At 32.0% G+C, this 26,878-nt stretch carries 16 protein-coding genes; 5 read left to right on the top strand and 11 right to left on the bottom strand.

Annotated elements, in window-relative coordinates; genetic code table 11:
- The first annotated feature begins 20 nt into the window (after nucleotides 1-20).
- Together NH341_RS06090 and NH341_RS06085 are read left to right on the top strand one after the other, a co-directional pair.
- A complete protein-coding gene (locus NH341_RS06090; protein ID WP_253056005.1) occupies nucleotides 21-1,505 on the top strand; it encodes a S8 family serine peptidase in 1,485 nt (494 codons plus the stop codon).
- Between the two features lie 102 nt (nucleotides 1,506-1,607).
- Nucleotides 1,608-2,123, top strand: a complete 516-nt coding sequence (locus NH341_RS06085; protein ID WP_253056003.1) for a DUF4136 domain-containing protein — start codon at nucleotides 1,608-1,610, stop codon at nucleotides 2,121-2,123.
- 196 nt (nucleotides 2,124-2,319) lie between these two features.
- Here NH341_RS06085 and NH341_RS06080 read toward each other — a convergent pair whose 3' ends face one another.
- The 4 genes from NH341_RS06080 to NH341_RS06065 all read right to left on the bottom strand — a co-directional run bounded on the left by NH341_RS06080 (nucleotide 2,320) and on the right by NH341_RS06065 (nucleotide 13,036).
- Entirely contained in the window at nucleotides 2,320-3,384 is a 1,065-nt protein-coding gene (locus NH341_RS06080) for a phytase (RefSeq protein WP_253056001.1), read from the bottom strand.
- A gap of 2 nt (nucleotides 3,385-3,386) precedes the next feature.
- The gene (locus NH341_RS06075) at nucleotides 3,387-6,134 is read right to left on the bottom strand and encodes a TonB-dependent receptor (RefSeq protein WP_253055999.1); all 2,748 of its coding nucleotides are present in this window, start codon (nucleotides 6,132-6,134) and stop codon (nucleotides 3,387-3,389) included.
- Nucleotides 6,135-6,400: 266 nt separating this feature from the next.
- Nucleotides 6,401-6,874 (bottom strand): hypothetical protein, encoded by a 474-nt coding sequence (locus tag NH341_RS06070; protein ID WP_159613098.1) that lies wholly within the window; start codon nucleotides 6,872-6,874, stop codon nucleotides 6,401-6,403.
- A 42-nt stretch (nucleotides 6,875-6,916) separates the two neighbouring features.
- Nucleotides 6,917-13,036 carry an alpha-2-macroglobulin gene (locus NH341_RS06065; RefSeq protein WP_253055997.1) on the bottom strand — a complete coding sequence of 2,040 codons (6,120 nt, stop codon included), beginning with the start codon at nucleotides 13,034-13,036 and terminating at the stop codon, nucleotides 6,917-6,919.
- Between the two features lie 197 nt (nucleotides 13,037-13,233).
- Here NH341_RS06065 and murC point away from each other — a divergent pair, with 197 nt between their 5' ends.
- Complete coding sequence (gene murC, locus NH341_RS06060) at nucleotides 13,234-14,586, top strand: UDP-N-acetylmuramate--L-alanine ligase (protein WP_239179348.1); 1,353 nt, start codon at nucleotides 13,234-13,236, stop codon at nucleotides 14,584-14,586.
- On the opposite strand, the gene NH341_RS06055 is transcribed toward murC, so the two are convergent.
- From NH341_RS06055 to trkA, 7 genes are all read right to left on the bottom strand, one after another.
- The gene (locus NH341_RS06055) at nucleotides 14,570-15,655 is read right to left on the bottom strand and encodes a nucleotidyltransferase family protein (RefSeq protein WP_253055995.1); all 1,086 of its coding nucleotides are present in this window, start codon (nucleotides 15,653-15,655) and stop codon (nucleotides 14,570-14,572) included. The genes murC and NH341_RS06055 overlap by 17 nt on opposite strands.
- Nucleotides 15,645-16,766 carry a hypothetical protein gene (locus NH341_RS06050; protein WP_253055994.1) on the bottom strand — a complete coding sequence of 374 codons (1,122 nt, stop codon included), beginning with the start codon at nucleotides 16,764-16,766 and terminating at the stop codon, nucleotides 15,645-15,647. Before NH341_RS06050 ends, NH341_RS06055 begins: the two co-directional genes overlap by 11 nt.
- A 63-nt stretch (nucleotides 16,767-16,829) precedes the next feature.
- Nucleotides 16,830-17,012 (bottom strand): hypothetical protein, encoded by a 183-nt coding sequence (locus NH341_RS06045; protein WP_047789856.1) that lies wholly within the window; start codon nucleotides 17,010-17,012, stop codon nucleotides 16,830-16,832.
- A 23-nt stretch (nucleotides 17,013-17,035) separates the two neighbouring features.
- Nucleotides 17,036-20,803, bottom strand: a complete 3,768-nt coding sequence (locus NH341_RS06040; RefSeq protein WP_253055992.1) for a T9SS type A sorting domain-containing protein — start codon at nucleotides 20,801-20,803, stop codon at nucleotides 17,036-17,038.
- A 169-nt stretch (nucleotides 20,804-20,972) separates the two neighbouring features.
- On the bottom strand, nucleotides 20,973-21,563 hold the full coding sequence (locus NH341_RS06035; protein ID WP_047789854.1) for a phage tail protein: 591 nt from the start codon (nucleotides 21,561-21,563) through the stop codon (nucleotides 20,973-20,975).
- Nucleotides 21,564-21,844: 281 nt separating this feature from the next.
- The gene (locus tag NH341_RS06030) at nucleotides 21,845-23,344 is read right to left on the bottom strand and encodes a TrkH family potassium uptake protein (protein ID WP_159613088.1); all 1,500 of its coding nucleotides are present in this window, start codon (nucleotides 23,342-23,344) and stop codon (nucleotides 21,845-21,847) included.
- Nucleotides 23,344-24,690: a Trk system potassium transporter TrkA gene (gene trkA / locus NH341_RS06025; protein ID WP_047789852.1), complete on the bottom strand. Its 1,347-nt coding sequence runs from the start codon at nucleotides 24,688-24,690 to the stop codon at nucleotides 23,344-23,346. Before trkA ends, NH341_RS06030 begins: the two co-directional genes overlap by 1 nt.
- A 164-nt stretch (nucleotides 24,691-24,854) precedes the next feature.
- Here trkA and radC point away from each other — a divergent pair, with 164 nt between their 5' ends.
- Both radC and NH341_RS06015 read left to right on the top strand, forming a co-directional pair.
- Nucleotides 24,855-25,541 carry a DNA repair protein RadC gene (radC, locus tag NH341_RS06020; RefSeq protein WP_047789851.1) on the top strand — a complete coding sequence of 229 codons (687 nt, stop codon included), beginning with the start codon at nucleotides 24,855-24,857 and terminating at the stop codon, nucleotides 25,539-25,541.
- A gap of 26 nt (nucleotides 25,542-25,567) precedes the next feature.
- Entirely contained in the window at nucleotides 25,568-26,875 is a 1,308-nt protein-coding gene (locus tag NH341_RS06015; RefSeq protein WP_253055990.1) for a polysaccharide deacetylase family protein, read from the top strand.
- Nucleotides 26,876-26,878 lie beyond the last annotated feature (3 nt).

Raw genomic sequence — 26,878 nt, 5'->3', positions numbered from 1 at the left:
TAATCTAAACCCCTTCAAGAATGAAAAAAATACTTTTAAGCCTAACGGTTGTTTTAACTATGATTTCATGTTCTAATAATGATGAAACATTAGACATAAAACAAGATCAAGATTTACTTACCAAAAAAGAAATTAATTCAAAAATCAAGGAATCTTTACAAAAAACTGGAGATTTCAAATGGATGTCACAAGATGCTCATACTATATGGAGTGCAGTAAATCATGGAGAAAATATCTTGACTATAGGGTACGGTACTTCAAAAAATAACTATGAAAAAAGTGAAGAAAGTACTAATATAAAAGATGAGTTAATAGCATTAGTAAAAAGCTTTGAATCAACATCTGCTAAGGGAGAAACGGAGCTGTATGTAAATGAAAATATTAATGTATTAGATATTAGAGTTACTAACAAGGAAACAATAAATGTCTTATTAAAAGATAGTAGAGTTCGTTATATAGAACCGGGAGGTTATAGTTTTTTAGAGTCTACTGCACAAGCTAAGTCAAGTTCATCAGGTTCTTCAGGATGTGGCTATGGTACGGCTACTTTAAGCACCAATGATTATAGAACAGTAGCACCAGGAGCTAAATTACCATGGTCTTTTGATGCACACAATATTTCACAAGCTTGGAATTACAGTACTGGGTCAGGAATTACTGTAGCAGTAGTTGATTCAGGTCTATCACCAGAACAAAAATGGATGAATCAATATTTTAACGATGGATATTCATCAGGAAGAACAGTTCAGAAATATGGAACATTTGTGGATTCTTGGTGGGCTTGGTCTAATAATTATGATGGAGTAAACGATAAGTGTGGTCATGGAACCAAAATGGCTGCAGTAGCGACTGCTCCAAGAAATAATGACAACTTACCTGTAGGGGTTGCTTACAATGCAAACTTAGTAACGTATAGGGCTGTTGAAAATGTAGTAATTGATGATTATCATGAAAAAAGAGGTATTGTAGAGGCGTTAACAGCCTTGGCAAATAGAAGTGATGTAAAAGTTATTTCTATGTCATTAGGTTCTCCTTTTAGTATTGGTAATGTATCGGATGCAGTAAAGTATGCACATAGCAAAGGAAAGATGATTTTAGCAGCAGGAGGAACATCTACTTCGTTTACTACTTGGTATGGAGTAATTTTTCCAGCAAGTATGTCTGAAACTGTTGCGGTAACAGGAGTTAAAGAAGGACAATATAGTAAGTGTGATGTATGCCATACCGGATCGCAAATTGATTTTACGGTACAAATGCAACGTACTAACGGAACGGATAATAAAATTCCTGTATTGAGTTATTATGATGGACAAGCAAATTATGTAGGAGGTTCATCTGTAGCAACAGCAACAACTGCTGGTATTGCAGCGTTAGTATGGGCAAAACATCCAAGTTGGTCAAGAGAACAAGTTTTACAAAAAATGAAAGAATCCGCTGATTTTTATCCGAACAAACATTCAGAGTTTGGATATGGAAATATTGATGCGTTAAAAGCAGTTAAATAAAAATCAACTAACTAACCTTAGAAAAAGTCTCGTTTACGCGAGGCTTTTTTGTATTTTTATAAGGTATAGTTTTTGATTAAACACACTGTAAAGAATTTATATATGAAATATTACAAATATTTTTTTCTGTTAGTTATTATTGGTTGTGCCTCTTCCAAAGTAGTATATGACTACGATAGTCAAACAGATTTTAGTCAGTATAAAACCTTTAATTTTTTTGAAGATGCAGGTAAAGGTTTAAATGAGTTGGATGCAAAAAGAGTCACTTATGAAATAACGGCTGCTTTGGAAGCCAAAGGGATGCGATTAACTGAAACCCCTGATATGTATATTAATATTTTAGCTGAAGAAAGAGAGTCTCTTAATAGAAATACGATAGGTGTTGGCTTAGGAAGTGGAGGAAGAAATGTTGGTTTTGGAATTTCAGGAGGTATCCCTATTGAGAGTAGAAAAATAAATCAGCAATTAACCATTGATTTTGTTGAAAGTAAAGACAACCAGTTAATATGGCAAGGAATTGCTACTAGTGAAATAAGAGAAAAAGCAACACCAGAACAAAAGAAATTACATTTTCAAAAAGTAATTGGTAAAGTGATTAATAATTATCCTCCAAAATAACAGCTACTTTTCTAACACTTAACAACCTATAAAAACAAAACACTAAGAAGACTTACAAAAAAGACCTTGACGTTTTTACAAAAACATCAAGGTGTTTTTTCAAGACTATATTTTAAGCTAATTTTATTAGCATTAAAAAAGCCTCTTGGTTTTACCAAAAGGCTTTTTAAATTACACAACAAATACACTAATTTGACTAATCTAAATGTAGACTTTTAGAAATTTTTTGCCAGTCAATGATCTTAAAATTTTGATGTAAACTGTCTTTACCTTGGGTATTAGCACCATCTTGCGCAATAAAGAATCCTTTAGGGTATTTTGTACCAAAATTAACAGAAGTTACATCAATTCCGTCCGTATCGTAGGTACCGTCAATAGTACCGTCTTTTAATGAAAAGCTTCCTAGGTATTGATTGCTAACTCTATCGAAAACAGCATAACTGTTATTTCCTTGTGAGGATAAAATAATGTATCCTTTTCCGTTTCCAGCGTCGTATAAGGTAACACCTTCAAAATCATCTTTCATATTCAAGTCTTTGGTACTGATAACCTTTACACGGTTGTTTAAAGCATTAGGCTCTGCATCATATTTCCATAGGGCTTTGTTCTCTTCTCCAATATATACTTTGGCATGTACATCATCAGCAACAATACCTTCTCCTTGACTTCCTAATGAAAATTCACGGACTAATTTGGCATCAATTTGAGTGTTGTTTTCAAACAATTCCCATTGCTCAACACCGCCTTTTTTACCAACCATAAAAACATAAAATTTGTTAGTTTTAGGGCTCTTGTACATTCCTAAACCATAAACCTCTTTTAAGTTAGAAGTTATTTTTCGTGCAGCAGCATCTTCTAATTCACCTGTTGGTTTTACAATCAATATAGAAATAGTATTGTAGGTTCTATTACTAGCGGTAACTACCGAAACTTCTTTTCCGTTTAATAAAAATCCATCACGAATATCAACATTGTTTACACGTCCTATTTTATAGGAATACAAACGTTTTCCTTCTAAATTATAAACTTCTAAACCTTCTTTTTTGTTTGTGCCAATTATGGTTGATTTTGTTACATCAGCGGGATTTATCCACACACACGGGTCATCAGCAGCATCGTCAAAAGAAGTTACGGGGTCTGTTTCAGCATCAGCAACTAAAGCTACTACTGGTTTTGCTTGCGGGTTTTGATGGACTATTTTTTCAACTTTACAAGCGCTTAAAATAAGGCAAGTAAGTGTTATTTTGTATACATTATTCATTCTTAAAAATTGTATTTTAAACCAGCATTCCAGTTATAGTTATAAAACTCAGCTTGCATTGTTTGATGCTTTGCTCCTTGGTAAAAGCGTAATTCTTGATTGGTTAAGTTTTTTGCTTCAGCAAAGACTTGTAAGTTTTTAGTAATACGGTAAGAAGCATTTAGGTCTACAAACAATTGTTCGTCATAAAACACATCTGTAAAAGCATCATCTCCGTATTCAAAAATGTAATCATCAGCAAAGTTTAAAGAGGCTCTAATGGATAGTTTAGAACTTTCATAGGCTAACGATCCGTTAAACATGTTTTTAACAGCACCAGCCAAAGGTAACCCATCTTCTCTGTCGGCAATACCATCTGTTTTAGAGTCTGTATAGGTATAGTTACCATACACTGTTAAGTTTCTTAAGAAGCCAGGTAAGAAGTTTAATTTACGTTGTAAAGCCACTTCAAAACCATAAATTTCGGCAGTACCTCCGTTAAAAGGTCGTGTAACATCATAAGTTTCTGTAATACCCCCAACGGTAATTGGTTCTTCAGTAACTGAATTGTAAATAAATTTATCTAAATCTTTATAAAAAACTCCAGCTGATATAATTCCGACATTACTAAAGTAGTGTTCAAACATTAAATCAAAGTTCATTGCTTCAGTAGGGTCTAAATTAGGGTTTCCATACTCAGCTTCAATATCATCACTATTAATGTTTCTATAAGGAACTAAATCGTAATAGTTAGGTCTAGCAATTGTATTTGTCCAAGCAGCTCTAACAATAGTATTTTTATCAATATTGTATTTAGCTTGTAGGTTAGGTAACCAGTTGGTATAGTTTCGAGTTCCTGATGTTTTAGTTATATCACTTAAATCATCAGCTGTTTCAACATCAATGGCAAAACCGTTATAATCTATTGTTGTTTTTTCAACTCTTACACCAGCTATAAAAGAAAAGTTGTTACCTAAGTTTTGTTGTAACATTCCGTATGCAGCATAAATGTTTTCATTAGCATCGTAGTTTTCAGGAACAAATTCATCTAATACAAGTTCACCACCTGTTAGGTTTAAATTTCCTAAAAATTCTTTTGAAACGAAAAGACCTGATTTATAATCGTCACCTGCTAAATAACCATTAATAGTATAGTCATTAGTAGTGGTAGTATTCATGGTCGGAAATTGATCTTCTAAATCATACTCATAAAAGCTATTGTCTCTTACTTTTTCTTTGTATTTGTATTTAAAACCAAATTTTAAAGAGTTTTTGTAAGCTCCTGTAGCATTGATAGGAGCCAAGATATCAAAATTAGAACTGATTTTACGTTCTTGTGTAAATCCTTGTTGTTGAGTTACTTCTTTGTAATCAAAAGCTGAAGGTTCGTTAAAGTCATTGTTTGTTGGTCGTAATACAGGGAAGTTTGTTCGCGAGAAGTCTTGCATAACTTCAATGTCATCATTCTCAAAACTAATATAACGTTCGTCTGGACGTTCTTCTTTAGCTTTGGCAGTTCCTGTTTTCCAGTTTAACTTAATGTTTCCGAAAATAATATGTTCTCCACCTACAGATATATTGTAAGTGCTTTGGCGCTCTAAACGTGTGTTGTCATTCGTATCATTGTTGATACCTCCTTTAGTTTGACGACGTACTTCAGCTTTTGATACTCCTGTAGCATCTGGTTCGTCTATTTTTCTAAAACGCACTCTATAACGGTTTTCATAGTCGTTTCTCTGATTGTACATTGATTTAAAGAAAAGTGTATTGTTGTTGTCAGGTGTCCAGTCTAAGTTGGCGGAAACACTCATTCTATTTCTTTTTACATCGTAACGTCTAATATCGTGTTCACCAATGTATGTTTTGTTGTTTTCTTTTTCCCACTCAAACTCAACATTATCTGAACCATAATCGTTAGAGTTGTATGAAGCATTGATTACATAGCCTAGTTTGTCTTTAAAAGCTCTGTTGGCAACTAATGCAGAAACGTTATAGTTAGGCGTATTTCTTACATGATTTTGTCCGTAAGAACCAGCAACGAAAGCCCTAAAAGTAGTAGGAGCAGAACGTGTAACTAAATTAACAGAGCCACCAATAGCGTCTCCTTCCATATCAGGAGTTACTGCTTTGTTAACTTCAATAGTTTGAATCATGTCTGAAGGAATTAAGTCCATTTGAACTCTACGATTATCTCCTTCAGCAGATGGAATTCTGTCACCGTTTAAGGTTACAGAGTTTAATTGAGGGGCTAACCCACGGATAACAATATCTCTAGCTTCTCCTTGGTCGTTTTGCATAGAAATACCAGGAACACGTTTTAAAGCATCACCAATATTGGCATCAGGGAACTTTCCTACTTGATCGGCAGAAATAATGTTGGTTATATTCTCTTTGTTTTTTTGTTGATTTAAGGCTTTAGCTTGCCCTTTCCCAATACTTCCTTTAATAACAACTTCATCCAACCTATCTATTTTAGGTGTTAGCGAAAAGTTTTTAGATTGAATATTGTTTGTGAGCGTAATAGTTTTTGTTAAGGTTTGATAACCTAAGAATGAAATTTGAACCTCGTAATTTCCTACAGGAATATTTAAAAGTTCATAATTTCCATTAAAGTCGGTAGAAAACCCAACTTGTAAAGAAGGAATGCTAATAGTAGCTCCAGGTAAAGGTTGACTTGTTTCGTCTAAAACTCTTCCTTTTAAACCGGATTTGCTTTGTGAGTATCCTAAAATACTTACCAAGCAAAGTGTAATTAGTATTATTTTTTTCATTTTGAAATCTTTAGTGAATTGTCCACGGCGAAATTATTTACGATAACTAGCAACAAGATTTCAAATTTGTTAGTAAAAAATTATTAAAACTTATACATAAGGTTGATTATATGTTAATTGGTTGAGGTTTTTATAATGTTTAAGTATTCTTTATTTAATATAAAAATCACCTTTTAAAAACATTTGATATTTAACTTTTGAAGTTTTAAAATAAAAAAGCCTCCAAATTAATTTGGAGGCTTTTGTTATATGTAGTTTAACGTTTTTTAGAATTGGTAACGGATACTTAAACCAAAGTCAGAGTTGAACCCGTCATAATAATCACCAAAACCAATTTCTGGTCTATAATCTAATGACAACATCAAAGGAATATCAAAATTATATTCAATACCAACAACACCAGCTGCGAAAATATAGGTTTCTGAGGCATCTACATTTTTTACATTCCAATGCCCAAGACCACCACCAGCACCAGCATACCAGTTAAAACGATTTTCTAATTGCCATACCCATTGATATAAACCAGTAGCTTTAAAGCCGTCATAATTACTACCGTTACGTAAACCTAAATCTATTTCCAAACGATTGGCATCACTTAATCTACGTTGGTAAGTTATTTCAGCTCCAAAACCATCATTATCACCTAAACGAAGACCTATTGCGTTATTTGAAATTTCTTGTGCATTTGCAGTGAAAAATGAAATGGTTAAAAAACCGATGAATAAAAAGATTTTCTTCATAATTTTTAATTTAGTGTTTTGTGAATGCTAAGATAAATTATTTTACTTAATTAGTAACCTTTCTCCTTTTGAATGACTACTAAACTCGGGAGCATACATACTTTGAATAGTTGTGATTCCGTTACTAAAGTTTCCTGCATTATTTACACGAACATCATACTCAAATACATATACTCCTTTAGGTAAACGATCGAAAAAGAAATTTGTTGCAGCATCTTTTGTACTTTCATAATACCCTAAACCATCTTGCCATTTGTATTGTGATAATACGTTAATAGGTTCAACTCCGCTTGCTCTCATATCTTTCATGTGTACAAATTCCATATCTCTATCAGAGCGAAGTTCAATTCTAACAGTTATTAAATCTCCTATATTTAATTGTGTGTTTTTTGTAACTTCTTGAAGTTGTTTACCCGCATTAGTATTTACTTTTTTAAATAGTTTTTTCTTTAATTGTAGTGGTGTTTTTGCTGAAGTGATTTTATCTAAATCTTCAAAATATTGCCAATACAATCCACCCCAAGCAATACCTTTTCCTTTTTTAGAAATACTAACAGTACTCATATTAGGAGTGATTTCAGAACCATTCCAAGAGGTTTTAAAATAACCAGTACCCGCTTCAACTTTTGTGTCTTCTAATTTAGAAGGATTGATTGTTTTTTCTCCAATTGTTACATCTACCATATCAGTTACCGAAATCCAATCACTACCTTGTAATAATAATGCATATACAGCTTCAGTAGTTGCTTTGGTAGTTTTCCAACGATTGGTTTGTTTATTTTTTAGTAACCATATTTTTAGATTATCAACAGTTTGAATATCATTTTCAATTTCTGAAAAAGCTTCAATTAACAACGATTGGGTTTCAATAGGGGCTTGATGCAAATACCAACTCGGTTGATTTTCTTTCCAATACATTCCTAATTCATCAGAAGTAATACTGTTTTCTCTTAAAGATTTTAAAACTTTATTAGCAACTAATATATTATCGTTTCTAAACTGTATTAGGGCAATTTGTCCTTTTCCGTATAAACTAAACTCTTTCCAGTAAGTTGCTGTTTGATTTTTGTAGTATTCAATAGCGGTTTTAGTTGTACTATTAACATTGATATCTTTATAAAAAGAACGCATGTATAAATACTGAATAATAAAGTAGTTTAGGTGGTTTTTTTCCAAATACTTAGTGTATTCTTTTTGTCCTTTTTCAGCTTTAATACGTTCAGCACTTTCTAATAACTTCTTGTAGGTATGTTCAACTTCAGTATCTAAAAAGCGGATAGCATCCACAAGCATTTTCTGTAAAGAATCATCTTTATTATCAATACCTAATTTTTGTAAATGTCCAAAACCAGTAGCAATATGATTCGTGATATAAACATTAGGATTATCATTCCCTTTAAACCAAGGGAACCCTCCATTGTTTAATTGCATTTGCAATAGTTTATTAATAGCGTTTTGTTGCTCGTTTTTCATTTTGTTTAAATCAAATAACAAAGCAATGCGCTTTTTTTGTTCAGTCTCTGATTGAGCATCACGTAACCAAGGAGTCTCTTGGATAATCAATGATTTTAACTCTTGATTCTTTTCTAAGTTACTCAATAAAGCATCTGAAGATTTCCAAGCATTGAACACCTCTTGTATTCTTGGATTTGAATTTGCAATATGACTAGCGAGTGTGTTTGCATAATAACGAGCAAAGGTTTGTTCACTACACTCGTACGGGTATTCCATTAAATAGGGTAAAGCCTGTACAGCGTACCAAGCAGGATTAGAAGTTACTTCTAACGTTAATTTATGGTGGCTGAGCGTAGTCGAAGTTTGATTTTTAAGCTTATCTAATGTGAATGTTTTGGTTTGATTTGAACGAACCCACATAGGTAGTGTTTCTGTAACTAACATTCTGTTTGATAAAACAGGCAATACATTTTGTTCTCCATCAGAAAAATCCCCTGCCTTGGCAATTACTTTATATTGAATTGCTTGATAAGTATCAGGAATTGATAAGTTCCAAGATACATTCGTGTTTCCGTTAGAATTAACACTGAAAGACTGGTTTTTAGAAGAATTACTTAACAGGTTGATTTCTTTTCCGGTAATAGCATCAGTTAATATAAGTTGTGCTGTACCTTCTAAGTTTTTATCAGAAATATTAGCAATTTTAGTACTGAATGTAATTTGATCACCTTCTCTTAAGAATCTAGGAGCATTAGGCATTACCATTAACTCTTTTTGAGTAACAGTAGTTAATGTTTTGGTAGCAGATTGCAATTCTTTTGTGTGTGCTAATAGCTGCAATTTCCATCGTGTTAAAGCTTCTGGAGTGGTGAAGCTAAAGGTGATATTCCCTTCTTTATCGGTTTGTAAATGAGGATAGAAAAAAGCAGTTTCTTGAAGGTTTTTACGAATTTGAACTCCATCTAAAGAAACGTTTTCTTGTTTAGATTCTTTTTTAGCGTATCCCGTCATAACTGAATCATTTGCCAAATCAGCTTCTTGAGCATCTAAAAGTTCTTTCTCTTCAACAATTATTTCTCTTTCTGGAGAAGGTTGCATTTTAGCACTCATAGCTAAGCCTCTTAAACGAATATTTCTATTTATTCCGAAGTAAAAACCAAACCAATTCAATTGGTCATATCGTTGAGTTTTAAAAGATGATGGATAAGTATTGTTAAAAACTCTGAAACGTTCATTACCAAAACTTTGATATGCATTAGCGTTACCGCTATAAGAGTAATATGTAGAAGTAGAGATAGGTGAAAACTCCCAGTTATGAGGTTTAAATTCATCTAAAGAAGCATCGTACATACTTGCAAGCATCTCTGCTGCTACTTTGTTGTTTTTATCGTTTTTAATGGTAAAACTCCACGTTTCTTGAGTTCCAGGTTGTAATTTATCTCTAAATGTATTGGTTTCTATAGTAATGTTATCTTGTTCATTTGGAACAGAAATAGGAATTATTCCACTTACAAAACTATTGTAATTCACAAAATAGTATTTAATAACAAACCCGCCAACATCTTGTTTCGTAACAGGAACTTCAATTGTTTTGATTTTGTTATTTAAATGAATAAGCTCTGTGTTTACGATGGTATGATTCTTTTCTATTTGAACTATAACCGTAACATCTTTTGAAGCAGAACCAATTTGTAACTTAGCAATGTCATTTGGCTTATAAGTTGTTTTATTTGTGTTATACGTGAACAACTGATTGTCGGTTACACTTTTTTCTTTGTTATCAATTATTGTAAAAAGAGCTTTGTCTGTAACATCTTGTCCAAACTTATCTTTAGAACTTAATACGGTTATGTATTTACCAGAAGCCCATTTTTTATAGTTATTAAGTATAATTTGTTTAGATTCTTCTGTATTGAAATTTTGCTCAAATACTAATTTTTCTTTTTTCCAATTATGAGGATTTTGTTCTTCCGAAGTGTAAGCTTCATGAGGAAATAAGTTTCTAAACTCACTTTCTGAAATATCTTGATAATCTGGAGTATCCCAAGATCTTTTACGTAACGGATTTTTAGGAGCTTGTAATTTGTATATTTTAATGCTTCCTTTAGCAGGTGCAAATTCCCCGTTTAAATTTTTACTTGATATTTCAATTGTTGTTTCCTTGTCCGATTTATGTATTGTAGAAGGAATTTGTAAAGTAGCAAGTAATGCATGATACCCAACTTTTACAATAGAGGTTGCTGAGCGAGTTTCTCCATTAACATCGGTTACATCAGCTGTGATTTCATATTCAAAAACAGGTAAGTTTTCTTTGTTTACACTTTCATCAGGTAAGGCTTTGAAAGTAATTGAAAAGTTACCTTGTGCATCAGTTGTTAATTCACCGTGTGTAATTTCTTGTGCTTCTGAAGTAAACTGAGGTTTACGCCAGTACCACCAAATAGGGTATTGTACTTTACGATGCACGCGATATACTACTTTAGCATCTGTGATAGTTGAACCAGCAAAAGCTTTTGCAAATCCGTTTACTGTAATGCTGTCATGTAACTTATAGGTTTTTGTTACAGGTTTAAATTCTGTTTTAAACTTAGGACGTTTATATTCTTCAACTGAAATATGAGTGATATAATCTTCTCTCTCAAAATCAAAATCTATAGTCTTATAAAACCTGCTTTCTTGTTTTTCACTTTTATCAATAGAAAACCAATATTCACCAGTTAACCCTGTATTTGGTAGTATAATTTCACCAGAAGCTGACCCATATTCGTTTAGCTTTAGGTCTAGTGTTTTTACTGCTTCACCGTTAACATTATTTAATGTTACTTGTATAAACTCATTGGTGAAAGGCGTTGATTTTTTTTCTGTTTCTTGAATGAAAATAGTTTTGAAGTATACAGTTTGTCCTGGTCGATAAATGCTTCTATCAGTAAAAATAAAAGATTTAATATTTATACGATTATCATTTGTAGTAGGAGAGGCTTGTTTTTGATATTTATTCAGGTAATAGTTACCAAAAACTGCTGAATCGTTTTTATGTGTTACAGTAACGTACACATTACCATAACTAGCATCACTTTTAAAAGAAGCAAATCCGTTTTTATCAGTTGTTATTTTTTTGTGAATCGATTTTCCATACCTATGTTGCTTGTTTTGTAATAATAATTCAGCGTCTTTAACAGGCTTTCCAGTATTTCTATCAACAACTTGGTAGGTTTTTACACCATCATTATTATTTTCAACCAAAACTAAATTGGTTGCTTGTAAATGAGCAGTAGCATATAAGTCTTCAGAGTTAAAAGTATCATTCTGGTGTGCTATGATTAAATAATTTCCTTGAGTTAATTCGGGAACTACTACCTCAGTTGTGTGTAATAAATAATCTTTTTCATTTCGTAAGTTACTATTCCATGAAGTAGCTTTTGTAAGCTTTTTTATAAAGTTAAAGCGTTCTTCTTCTTTATGAATTTTTTGAAGCTCTTCTAATTGTTTATGATCAATTTTATAAGCAGAAAAGTACAGTTTATCGATATTGTTATAAGTAACTAGTAACCTAGAGTGAGATTGGATGGGTACAAATTTTTCAGAAAGAATACTGAGTGATGTAGCTGTGATTTGTTGTTGTAAAGCTTCACATTTTTCAGCAGCTAAACTTTTAGGAAACTGCTTAATGACCTTTTTACAGATAGCAAGTGCTTCTTTGTTTTTAAAACGAAAGTCTTCGTTTTTTTTAGTTTTATAAGATCCAGCTTGCTGATTATAAATTCTAGCTATTTCATAACTATATAATCCAGAAACTTCATTGTTCTTGTAATTATTAACTGATGTTTTTAGTGTTTGTAATAATAACTCTTGTTTGTTATTTAAGGTTATATGCTGCTTAACAAACTGTAATCGTTGAATGTCAGCATCCACAACCGCATTAAGATTCTTGTTTTTTAAATGAAAGGTTATTAATTTTTGATAGATTTTTAAGGCATTAAACTGTAATGATAAATCATCTTTTGTAGTGAGGTTTAAAGCAGAAAACTTATCAGCTTCACTTAAGTATAAAGCGTTATCAATTTTAAATTGATAAGTAGGCTTTGTGATGTTAGTTTCTGTGGTTTTATAAAACTCTAAGGCATTGTGCGCTAAAAAATCAAATAGGGTAGGGCGGTATTTTTTAGAGTCTTTTTCTGCTTGAATAATATCTTTAAAAGTATAAATGTCTGTTTTTTGTAGTGCAGATTCATTTTCTAAAGAATTTTGATAGTGACAATGAATTTCAGCAAACAACGTATTTAAGTCCCATGTTCTAAAATCATTTCCATCTACTTTTTCTTGTGTTTGGGTACGATTGTAAAATTTCCATCTATTTTGATTAAAATACTGCCAGTATAAGTTAGCTAATACATTTTCTAATACATTTTTCGTCGGAAAATTATGTTGATTAATTTGTTGTTTAAACTCATCAATAATTTTTAATTGCGCATTTTCTTCTAAAGTTAGAGCATACTTACTTTTATAAAACAATGATTTTATAATTTGAGGAGCATTGTTACTTTTTTCAGCTTTATCGTAAATAGTGTTTACTATTTTTAAAGCAGATTTAGGTAAGTTTTCAGCTTCAAGCTTGTGCACCTTTTCCCATAGGTTGGCATAGTTTTCTTGGGCGTGTGCTAAGGTTGAAAATAAAATCATTAGTAAAATAGGGGTTATTCTTTTCATTTATCTATATTTTTTGATGCTAATCGTAAATTTATATGAACAAAACACTTAAAAACAGTAGTTTTTTACAAGTTAAAGTTTGTAAAGATACTATTTGAGTGAGTTAACATAGCTATTTAATGAGTTTCGATTTAAAGATACTTAAAATTCTCGCTTGGTTTTGTATTTTTGACGCTTACATTACAGATAACAACACTATGAAAATTCACTTTATAGCCATCGGAGGTAGCGCAATGCATAACCTAGCAATCGCATTACAACAAAAAGGATACCAAATAACAGGAAGTGATGATACAATTCATGACCCGTCAAAAACTCGTTTAGCAAATAAAGGTTTATTACCGAATGAGTTTGGTTGGTTTCCAGAAAAAATAACCGCTGATTTAGATGCTGTAATTTTAGGAATGCATGCAAAAAAAAATAACTCAGAGTTATTAAAAGCGCAAGAAATTGGAGTGAAAATTTATTCATATCCAGAATTCTTATATGAGCAGTCTAAAGATAAAACTCGTGTGGTTATAGGTGGTTCTCATGGAAAAACAACGATTACTTCTATGATTTTACATGTGTTGAATTATCATGATAGGGAAGTAGATTACATGGTAGGGGCTCAGTTAGATGGTTTTGATACAATGGTACATTTAACCGAAGAAAATGAGTTTATTGTTTTAGAAGGAGATGAATACTTGAGTTCTCCTATAGATATGCGTCCAAAGTTTCATTTGTACAAACCGAACATTGCATTGTTAAGTGGAATTGCTTGGGATCATATCAATGTGTTCCCAACGTTTGAAAACTATGTTGAACAGTTTTCAATTTTTACAGATTCTTTAACGAATGGTGGAATTATGGTGTATAATGAGGAAGATGCGATTTTAAAAGAAGTTATAGAAAGTTCTAATCACCCGATAAAAAAATATCCTTATAAAACCCCACATTATTTTATTGATAATGGAATTACTTATTTGGAAACTGAAGAAGGAGATTTACCGTTAGAAATTTTTGGAGAACATAACTTACAAAATTTGGCAGGAGCAAAGTGGATTTGTCAACACATGGGAATTGATGAAGATGAGTTTTATGAAGCGATAGCAAGCTTTAAAGGTGCAAGTAAACGTTTGGAAAAGATTGCTGAAAATTCTTCAACAGTTGTGTTTAAAGATTTTGCACATTCACCATCTAAAGTAGCAGCTACGACAGCAGCGGTTAAAAATCAATATTCAAATAGAACTTTGTTAGCATGTTTAGAACTGCATACTTATTCGAGCTTAAATGCTGAGTTTTTATCAGAATACAAAGGCGCTTTAGATAAAGCTGATAAAGCAGTAGTATTTTATTCTCCCCATGCAGTAAAAATTAAACAATTAGAAGAAGTTTCAACAGTACAAATAGCGAAGGCTTTTGAACGAGATGATTTGATTATATATACAAACCCAAAAGAGTTTAAGGAGTTCTTATTTAGTCAAAACCTTGAAAATGCTGCCTTATTATTAATGAGTTCTGGTAATTATGGCGGTTTAGACTTTGATGAGGTTAAAGGTCTGGTGTAAAACCTAATTTCCTTTTTAACCAGCTAATATCAGTTATTTTAGAAAAGAAAAACTTAAAGTATGATTTTTTAAATAAGGCTTTACATAAAATATGAATTCTTATTGATGTTTTTAAGTAGTGTTTTAATACTACTTTCTTTATTTTGTTATATCGATTTAGAGACAAACTCTGTAAACAACTAGATATATATTGTTGACTTTTTTTATCAGATGTATATTGAAGGTTTTTGGGCTCTGACAAGAGTTTGCAGTATAAGTCTAAACCAGCATTTAATTCTTTAGATAGCTTATTATCATATATTTTGGTTTGTACTTTTAACTTATTACCTAGTAAAAAAACGTCATAGGCACCTCGAAGATTAATGTTCTTTAAAAAGTAATTGTAGTCATTTACTAGTTTAGAAAAAACGGTTAATTTGATTTGGTTTTTGAGAGACAGTACAGTGACATCATTTACACTCAATAGAGAATCTTTGATACTATTATAATTAAAAAATGTAGTCTTGTCTTTTCGTAATATATCTTTATGAATTTCTACAGCTGCAATCTTATTTGGATGTGTAATTCTAGGTAGATGTCTATGATCCTCAAAAAGCTCAGAAATTTTATTGGTATACCCGTTAGTTTGTAGAAGCTTATAGGTCGTTTGGATATATTTTTTCTCTACCAAAAAATCAATATCTCCCACCATACGTTCAGCAATATCTTCATATAAGCCTTCAAGTAAATTACCTGTTCCTTTTAAAAAAATAGGAGTGATGTTATTTGAGAGCAAAAGCTTATTGATTTCTTTAGCTTCAGCTATAATATGTTTATTTCGTTCTCTGTTTAGCTCAGTAATGTGTCGCATGTACTCTACTAAATCAGTTGGTAAATAGTGTAAGAAGTCAGCTCGTTTTAAATTACAATATAATGCTGGGAAAACATAGTGGGCTGTGCTTACTTTAACTACAGCGTCCCAGTCAACCAATCCTGATTTAATTTTTTCTCCAACTAACTTACAATTATGCTTGTTGTGGGTGCTTGTTAAGCATTTTCCAGTAAATAACAAGGTGTCTTTATAATTCATTAGCAAATACTTTTTTTACAGTTTCAATCATTTTTTCATTATCAGAATAGGTTAATTGGTAACAAGGTAATTTTTCAAACCAATCCAAGAAAAGCTCTGCATTTTGAGATATTGGAGACAACCAAGAATCAGGAACTAACTGTTCAAAAGCTGTAATGTTGGAAATTTTATCAATGATTAAACCACTATTTTTTTGATACTTAATAAAAATTAAAGCTTTGCAAGGTAACTTTAAAGAGTAATCATGATTATTTGTAGGCAGATAACGAACAATTTTATTTAGTCTTTTAAAATGATATTCGGCAGATGTTTTTAACTCAGGATATATTGGAAGTAAGGTTTCTAGACTACTTTTCTTAATAGATATAGCAGAAGGAAAACTGTGTACATTTAAAGAGTTGTCAACAGGTACAAAATCATCGGCTAAACAAGTAAAACCATTGGCTTGTAATAATGCTAAAGATGTGCTTTTTCCATTTCCAGAGTCTCCTAAAAATAAAATAGAATTGTTGTTATTGCTAACTGCTGAAGCATGAAAAACACCTATCCATTCATCTTCATTTTTTTTATGGATTTTTTGTACTAATTCCATAGAAAATTTGCCCTGAAAATAATGCACTTCTCTCAAGCTCCAAGTATCAATAACAATATCATCTACGGAGAGAGAAATGCTATTGTCATTACTAAAGATTTCAAATTTATGATTGATATTTTTAGTTTCTTCAGTTTCTAAATGAGCAAACTTTGGATGAATTAGAGAAGTTTCTATGTCAGAAGCATACTTCACTTCTAAAATTATATCCTTTATTTTATAATATTTTATTGAAGCAAAAGATGTTGGTTTAACTACAGGGTGAGCTTTGCTTTTATTGTTAGTTTCTTTTGAAGAGATAAGTAAAGTCTCAATATCTATAACTAAACTGAACGCTTCTTTATAAGTAATATCAACTTGCTTAGTAATCTGAGTAGTTATCTCTTGCTTATCAACGTTTTGATTTAAAAGAGAGAGTATTTCAGCCACAAGAGGATCTACAACAAGATATTCATTGTTATCTTGAAACCAAACAATACTTTTATTATCTATATTTCGTTTAATTATTTTATTTATCATGATTGACTAAAGATAAAAAACCTCGATAATTTTATCGAGGTTTTTTGGATGAAGTTTTTAAGATTAAAATCCACTACCAGGATCTTCTGGGGCGCTTTGTGCTTGTGCTTTTTGAGGATTTAAAATCATGTAAGTTCCTAAAGCCGTTAAAGCAGCATATTTACTATAACCGCCAATTTTTTTTAGAGCTTCTTTGCGAGTGATATTTTTAGAATCTGTATCAGTCTTTTTTATGTTTTTCTTCATAATTACTTGATTTTATAGCTAGCTTATTTTAAGATTATTTTTTTAGTGATCTCTCCTAATTCAGAATTTAACTTTACAATATATACACCACTAGATACCTCAGGAAGGCTTACTTTACTTACTCCGTTAGAGTTTATGTTTTGATTTAAAATTTCTTTCCCTAAGATTGAGTAAACAACTATATTGGCTTTAGTTTGCAATCCTACAATGGTAACTTCATTATTAGAAGAACTATATATACTAATATTATCTAATGAAGGGGTAACAGAAGGTGTTTCAAGTTTTTTAGAGCTAGTATGCAAATAGAATTGACCAATACCGTTTGTATCATTCGTAAGAGTTATAGTATAATTATCTTCAGATAAATTGGTAAAAACTCTATTTGTTCTATCTTCTAAGTATACTTTAAGATTAGCTGGTAGATTTTTAGAAATAGTTGAAAAAGTTATTTTTTCACCTGCTTTTCCTTTAATACCTACAGGAACAATCATATTTTCATGATTAGTGTTTGGTAATGTTTGAATAGCTAATTGTTTTCCTTGGTTATTAGTTATTAGCTCAGTAAAAACAGCTAAGTTAGAAGTATCTTCCCCAAACATTTTTGAGTCATAACTTCTATCATATCCTGTAGTCTTTCCTGAAACATAAAAGATATCTGTAGATCTTTTAACATCGTTATTGTCAATAGATAATTCAATTGAAGGAATAGGTTCCTGTCTCATGAATGTATCTGAATTTTGATGACTTTGGTTGGCTGAACTAAAGATAACATTATTGTTTACCGCAGCTTCTACAAAGAAAGCTTGCCCCGGAGCAATTTCAATTGGATTGATAGCGTTTTTGGTTATGTATTGAGTTCCATTCCACAACCAAATAGTTTCGCTGGTAAGTACAGCAGAATTAGCAGCTGTAAAACTAGCAGAATTAATGTATGATGTATACGGATTTCCTACAAGGTTGTAATTAGTTCTACTACCTGTAGAAATAGCTTTAGTAATATTAGAAGTATTAGCTGTTCCACTGATTGAAACTTCTCCAGGAGTAGCTAATTTAATAGAAACACCTATTCCATTAGTAATGGTTCCTGTATTACCACTTTGAACATATAACCATGCAGGGCCAGTAATATTGCTATAAGGAGCAAGTCCTAAATTACCACCAGTACCAGAAGCCAAGGTATGATTAGCAATAATATCTTCTAAAGTTTCACCAGCAACAGGGGGTGATACTAAATACCAGTTTGTAGTTGGTAAATTTCTTTTATAAGTAACGGTACCAGTAACAGTACTTTGAGGTATAAAAGAAGCCCCATTACTAATTGTTAGAGAATTAAAAGTAATAGCAGATGAAGCTGTTGGATAATTTGTTAATCCAGATGGAATAATAATATCAGAATTTGTTGATGGAACACTATTAGAATCCCAGTTTGAAGCTGTATTCCAATCATTATCACTAGCTCCTGTCCAAGTAATAGTTTGTACTCCTACAAGAACACCAGCTGTATTTCCAACACTATTTAAAGTTAAGTTAGCGTCATTAGTGGCGGCGTCTTTTAAAGTACCACCGTTAGCAGTTAAAGTAGAAATCGTTATACCGTCAGTGTCTAAATCACCTGATTGTACTGTGTATCTAAAGACTATAGCACTTGTTCCACTACCACTGATGTAAGTTGCTTGACGTATAGTAGCCCCAATAGTAATAGCGACTTGAGGAACTCCTCCAGTAGTACTGATTGTAATATTTTCATTAAAATTAACAGTAAAATCCAGATTATTACCTGCTATATAAGTAGCATTTGAAGGCACATTAACACTTGTTACAATAGGAGCAATTGTATCTACTAATATAGCGGTTGTACTTCCAACACTATTTAAAGTAAGGTTAGCGTCATTAGTAGCGGTGTCTTTTAAAGTACCACCGTTAGCAGTTAAAGTAGAAACCGTTATACCGTCAGTATCTAAATCACCTGACTGTACAGTATATCTAAACAGTAAAGCACTTGTTCCACTACCACTGATGTAAGTTGCTTGACGAGTAGTTGCTCCTACTGTAATACTTAATTGAGGAGTTCCTCCAGTAGTACTGATTATAATATTTTCATTAAAGTTAACGGTAAAATCTAGATTATTACCTGTAACATAAGTAGCGTTTGAAGGCACATTAACACTTGTTATAATGGGAGCAACTGTGTCCACTAATACAGCGGTTGTGTTTCCAACACTATTTAAAATTAGATTAGCATCATTAGTAGCGACGTCTTTTAAAGTACCACCATTTATAGCTAATGTACCAATAGCAATACCATCAGAATCTAAATCACCTGATTGTATAGTATATCTAAACAGTAAAGCACTTGTTCCGCTTCCACTTATGTAGGTTGCTTGACGAGTAGTTGCTCCTACTGTAATACTTAATTGAGGAGTTCCTCCAGTAGTGTTTACGATTACGTTTTCATTGAAGTTAATAGTAAAATCTAAGTTTTGACCTGATATGTAAGTGGCGTTTGCAGGTACATTAACATTTGTTACAGTAGGGGCGACTGCATCTACTAATACACCAGTAGTTGCCCCCACATTATTTAATGTTAGATTAGCATCTTTTCCTCCAGAATCTTTTAAAGTACTGCCATTAGCAGCTAAAGAGCCAACAGCAATACCATCAGTATCAAGATCCCCTGAAAGAACCGTATGTCTAAAAACTAGAGCATTTGTTCCACTACCGCTAATGTAGGTTGCTTGGCGTATGGTAGCTCCAATGGTAATAGCTATTTGCGGTATTCCTCCTGTAGTATTTACAGTTACATCCTCGTCAAAGTTTACGGTAAAATCTAAATTTTGTCCTGTTACGTAAGTTGCATTGGTAGGTACACTCACACTAGAAACAGCAGGTGCAACTGCACTTGAAATCACAGTTGTTGTGTTATCCGTATCATCAACAGTACCATCATTAATAACTACTGTAAAAGTGGTCGTTTCTGTTGTTGATGTTCTATTGTCTGTTGGATTAAACGATAAAGCTCTCAGTTTTGATTGTAGGTCTGCGGGAGTAGTACTTGAAATTGTATAAGGACCAGAACCAATAAGGCCGGTACCTGTTAATATTCCTTTTGCATTATTATCTAAAGTAATAGTAGCAGATAAGTTATCGCCATCTGCATCTGTTGTTGTGATACTTGAAAAAGGAGAAAGAGTACTATTATCATTTACACTTTGACCAGCGGTTGTTCCTCCAATTACAGGTGCTGTATTGGAAAAAGCAGATGTAACTACCATACCATCTATTGAAAATCCCCCAAAAATAGGAGTAGCAGGTGTTATAACTATTTCGTCAATATCTGAAAAAGAACCTGTAGTAGGTGAAGCTAAGTTTATATTTATAGCAGAGTTATGAGCAGGGTCTACTAAGACAAGTGTACCAACTGTTGCACCATCTTTTTTACCAATGAATGTGAAATCAAGTGTGCTACCACCTATAGCTTGTTGGTAAGCAAATTGCATTGATGTAATACCTATTTCCCCACCACTATCTGTTGATAGTGTTCCAGAACTAACAGAAAAAGTACCGTTTCCTGCCCAAGCTAATACAGCATCCGAGGCTCCACCAATTGCATCAGTACCTACTCCGTTCCCATTTGTGGCAAAGGCAAGAACAATGTTGCCACTAGATGTACTAGAGATATCAAAGCTATTTAATAGAGAATTAACTGATTGATCAGCACTAGGATTTGTACCAGTTGCTAAAACCACAGTTGATGAACCAAATTCCATAGTACTAGGGGTCTGAGCGTTCAATTGCTTATTAGAAAAAATAAGCACAAAATAAACAAGTATATTCAATAAGAATTTAAAGTAACGATGTTTCATTTTTATTTAGTATATGATTGGTTAAATAATTTTACAGATAAAACTCTAATGATTTTCACTAGAGTTTTATTTTATCAAATGAATTATAACAAATAAGTTAATTTCTAGAAGGAAAAACACCTACCAAAGCAATAATATAATTAACAGCTAAGTAAGGTTGTACATTAGTATGTGGTAGGTTTCCACCTGTATTAAGTATATTCAAACCAGCATTAGCACTAATAGTTTGTCCATTAACAGTATTGTTAGCTGGTCCATAAGCATTTACAGGTGTGGCACTAATACCAGATCCAAAACTTGCTCCAGCAGGAACATCTCCTGCCTGAGGAGTACTACGAATACCAGCATCAGCACTTAATTGAATATGTTGGTCAGCAGCTGTATTGTTTTGAGTTGCATGATTATGACTTGGCATTTGAGTAATGTTTAAGGTAACCGTTTCTACCCCTCCTCTTTGACCCAATCTATAATCACTTAAGCCAGGGCCATTTCTAGGGCCTATTGGAGCTCTACCTCTTAAATCGGGTAAAGCAAAAGTTGTTCTTCCGTCTCCTCCGTACGTGGTTCCTAAAATTGAAAATAAAGCAGAGTTTTGTGAAATTGCCAGTAATTGTCCATCGCAAAATGCCCAACCTCTTGGAGCAAAGTTTCCTCCGAACATCGTAATTTGACCTAAAAATGGTTCCATAAATAAAAAGTTTAGTAGTTAATGTTAAGAACAACAATTTAGTAAAAAAAACAATATGCTTTGTGTAACTGTTTAATTATTTGTTGGTTATAGTTTTTTGTTACAAGTGTGTAAAATTGCTAAATGTTGAATATTTGTTTTCTATAAACCAAATATAAAAACAAACCGCACTAAACTTTAATTCTATTGTTTAAGCGTATTCGATTAATATGCAAACGTGTACTTTTAAGGTATATACGTATAAGTAAAGATGTTTTTTATAGGTAAGTTTATTACTTAAGTTAGTTTTTTCTCCAGAAAAAAGGAGTTAATAAAATTAACACAGTAAATAGCTCTAGACGACCAATTAACATTAGAAAAGAGCAAAACCATTTAGCACCTGCTGATAAATGGTTAAAATTGTCTACAGGACTAACACTTCCAATAGCAGGTCCGATATTACCCAATGAAGAAGCGCATGCTCCTAAAGCAGACTTTATATCTAAACCTAAAAGGGCTAGAACAACAGTACCAATTATAAAAATTAGCATGTAGAGTACAAAAAATGAAAGTATGTTGAATATAATTGTTTGATTAACTGCTTTTCCGTCATAACGAACAGGTATTATGGCATTTGGGTGTAATGATTTTTTAAATTCAAGAAAGCTATTCTTCAACAAGATAATGTGACGAACAATTTTCACTCCTCCAGATGTAGACCCCGCAGAACCTCCTAAAAAAAATAAAGAGAAAAATATTGCGGTAACAAAAAAGCTCCACATTGTAAAATCGGCAGTAACAAAACCAGTTGTGGTCACTACAGATATAACAGAGAATAAAGAATGTCTTATTGCACTTTCTACTTCACCCCATACTTTAGGATGTTCTATAGTAGTTTGTAGATTGGGATCTTGAAAAAAGATAATCATTAAAGCTACAATGGTAGCTATTCCAAGAATACCAAAAAGGTAGTATTTGAATTCTTCACTTTGTATAACTTTTCTAACTTTTCCTTTTAATGCAAAATAGGTGAGTACAAAATTAGTACCAGCAATAAACATGAAAAAGATGATAATGTACTGAATCAATGGAGCATTATTCCAATGAGCTACACTAGCATTTTTAGTGGAGAACCCACCCGTGCTTACGGTCGCCATAGCATGATTAATAGCATCAAACCAAGTCATTCCAGCTACTTTTAGTAGTAAAAATTCAATAGCAGTTAACAATACATAAATTAACCATAAGCGTTTTGCTGTATCAGTAATTCTTGGGTGTAGTTTATCAGCAGAAGGACCTGGGGCTTCAGCCATAAAAAGTTGCATACCTCCGATACCTAATAAAGGTAAAATAGCAATAGTAAGTACAATAATTCCCATGCCTCCAATCCAGTGTGTACAACTTCGCCAAAATAAAATACCCTTAGGCATAGATTCTATATCGGTTAAAATAGAGGAACCTGTGGTTGAGTAACCAGAAATTGTTTCAAAAAAAGCATTAGTTACGTTCGGTATACTTTCTGTGAGTAGATAGGGAAGCATTCCTGTGAACGATAAGGTAAGCCATCCTAAAGTAACAATAAGGTATCCCTCTTTTTTATGAATGTTTTTATTATCGGGTTTATTGAAAAAAAACAATAAAGAACCAATTGCTATCGTAATAATTCCGGCATTTAGAATTCCTAATTTGGCGGATTCGTTGTAATAAAAACTTATGGGTAAGGCAAGCCACATAAATAACCCATTCAGGATAGCTGTAACTCCTAAAAAACGATAGACTAATTTAAGATTAAGGTTTTCCATTACTTAAATAGGTCTTCTACGATATTTATAGCTTCAGGCAAGCAGAAAACAATGGCTCTATCACCGCTTTGCATTTGAAAATCACCAAAAGACATTAATGCTTCTCCATTTCTAATTACACCTCCAATAATGGCTTCTCTAGGAAAGCGTAATTCTCTAATGATTTTTTGAGTTACTTTAGCACCTGGATGTACTTCAAATTCAAAAACTTCAGCATCAACATTATGCAGATTAGCTAAAGCTACAATTTCCCCTTTTCTAATGTGACGGAAAATATTACTTGCAGCAATTAATTTTTTATTAATTAATGTATCAATACCAATAGTTTGAGAAATGTTAATATAATCCATATTCTCCACTAAAGCTACTGTTTTCTTAACACCTTTAGATTTAGCTACTAAACAGGACATGATGTTGGTCTCAGAGTCTCCAGTAACAGCCACAAAAGCATCCATTTCTCTAATACTTTCTTCTTCTAATAATTCTAAATCTCTACCATCACCGTAAATAACTAATGTATTACGTAAATCTTCTGCAAGTTGTAAGGCTTTGTCTTTGTCTTTTTCAATTAGCTTTACTTTAAAGTTATCTTTGCAGAGTTTTCTCGCTGTTTTTCTTCCTACACGGCTTCCTCCCAAGATCATTACATTTTTAATATCTATATATTCTTTTCCTATGATAGGGTATAGTTTATCAATACTATATTTTGGCACAGAAAAATATACTTGGTCGTTTATTTTATACTCAGTATCTCCACGAGGAATAATTGTTTGAGAAGTCCCTTCACGTTTTATAGCTATAGTAATGAAGTCTACCAAACAAAATTTCTCTTTAGTTTCTTTAACAGTAAGGTCTAAAATAGGAGATTTATAGCCAAGTGTAGTTCCCATGATATTAAAAACTCCATTTTCAAAGGCTACAGTATCGTTAAACGAAGATTGATTTAGTAGAGACTTAATTTCTTCCGCAGCTAATTCTTCTGGAGAAATCATAAAATCTACACCATAATCTTTAAAATTAATACAAGGGTTATTTAAAAATTCAGGATTACTAATTCTAGCAATTGTTTTTTTAACACCTAATGCTTTACCTATTACAGAAATCGTAAAGTTTGTATTAGGACTTTCAGTAACTGCTAATAATAAATCAGCAGAGCTTACACCTATTTCTTTCAATAATTTTATAGAGGTAGCGTCTCCTTTTTTGGTGATAACATCTAAATGATTGTTTAGATATTCTAATTTTTCACCATCAAAATCGACTACATATGTGTCTTGTGCTTCGTAAGAAAGGAGTTTAGCCAAATGAAAACCAACGTCTCCAGCCCCGGCTATAATAATCTTCATATTAAAAATTAAAAAAGATAGAATGCAAAGATACTGTGCTTCTTTTGGTTGTGCAAAAAATGAATTATATTTATAAATTTAAAAGAAAAAACAATTAAAGTTTTGTAATTAAACGACTACGTTTATTTACGTATTTATAAGACTGTGAAAAGAAAAAAAATAATATGAATAAGATTTCTATTAAATCGTGGGCATTAGATGATAGACCAAGAGAAAAGTTAATGTCTAAAGGAAAAACAGTATTGTCAGATGCCGAATTAGTAGCTATTTTGATTGGCTCTGGAAATAGAGATGAAAGTGCAGTTGCTTTAGCAAAAAGAATATTATTATCAGTAAACAACGACTTAAATGCTTTAGCAAAATTATCTATAGAGGAGTTAATGAAATTTAAAGGAATAGGGGAGGCAAAAGCAATATCTGTGGTAACTGCTTTAGAGTTTGGTAAAAGAAGACAGTTTGTAGGAAGAGCAAGTGTGCCTAAAATAAAAAGTTCTATTGATGTAGCAAAAATTATGCAACCACTTATAGGTGATTTACAATACGAAGAATTTTGGGTATTATATCTTAATAACTCAAATAAAGTATTAGCAAAACACCAATTAAGTAAAGGAGGATTTACCGCTACTTTGGTAGATGTAAGGTTGTTGTATAAGAGGGCTTTAGAGCTTTCTGCAATTGGAATAATTGTTTGTCATAACCACCCTTCAGAAAAATTATCACCAAGTAAATCAGATATTGATATCACTAAAAAAATAAAGCAAGCAGGTGTTACCTTAGATATTAAATTACTAGATCACTTAATAGTTACTGAAAAAGCTTATTTTAGCTTTGCAGATGAAGGAATTTTATAGTCGTTTTACGATTCTAGTTACTATTTATGATACTTATTTATACCCATAAAGTTACTCCTAGAGTACGTTATATTTTTAAACATATATTTACTCGTATTTTACAAGTTCAGATTGATTTTACAGGGAAAGTAGAGGAATTTGTAGCTTATAATGGACCTAAGTTTTCATATACAAATGTTCCTTTAGGAAAAGAGTTTTTTGTTGAAAGTAATGAGTTGTTGTTTCAACAAGGTGTAAAGGATGTAGAAATAATTATTCAAAAATGGGATGAAGCTCCTTGTTTTTTTTCAACGGCTGAAACTTCTGAGATCCCATTTGATATTTTTGCTGCTAGTTTTTATTTAATATCAAGATATGAAGAATATTTACCGCATATTAAAGACGAGCATGGCCGTTTTTCGGTAAAAGAAAGTATAGCATATCAAAATGGGTTTTTAGAAAAGCCACTTGTTGATATATGGGCATATAAGTTTCTCGATACTTTAAAGCAAAAATTTCCTGATTTTAAACATACTACAAGAAAATATAAGTATATATCTACAATAGATGTGGATAATGCTTATGCATATAAGTATAAAAGTTTTATTAGGATATTGGGAGGTTTTTTAAAAGACATTTCTCAGTTTAAGATTTTTACAGTTTGGGATAGATTTGCTGTCTTTTTTAATATTAAAAAAGACCCATTTGATACCTTTAAAGAAATAATAGATATAAAGAAAACATATAACATAAGAACTATATTTTTCTTTTTAATAGGTGATTATACTACATTCGATACTAATGTTTCTGCTTCTAAAAGAAAATTTAAATTGTTAATAAAAGATATGGTTGATTACGCTCGTGTAGGCTTACATCCTTCTTATTACACCGTTAATAATGCGGCTATGTTAAAAAAGGAAAAAGAGCGTTTAGAAAACATAACTAATATGCCTATTAAGCGTTCAAGACAACACTATTTAAGAGTGTCTTTACCAGAAACATATCAACAGTTAATAGATTTAGAGGTAGATGAAGACTATTCAATGGGATATACAACACATGTTGGTTTTCGAGCAACTACATGCACACCTTTTCACTTTTACGATTTAGATTTTGAAATTCAAACACCATTAAAAATATTCCCATTTGCTTTGATGGATACAACGTTAAACGATTACATGAAGTTAACACCAAAACAGTCATTAGGAAAAATTAGAGATTTAAAAAATGAAGTAAAGGCGGTAAATGGTACTTTTATAACAGTATTTCATAATGAAAGTTTAAGTAATTATTTAAGATGGAGAGGCTGGAATAGATTATACAATTCAATGATAAAAATAGTAAGAAATACATAGATA

The organism is Tenacibaculum sp. XPcli2-G (genome assembly GCF_024124505.1).
Taxonomy (GTDB): Bacteria; Bacteroidota; Bacteroidia; order Flavobacteriales; family Flavobacteriaceae; genus Polaribacter; species Polaribacter mesophilus.
The sequence above is the reverse complement of the archived record's forward strand: the minus strand, read 5'-3'. Positions and strand labels throughout refer to the sequence as shown.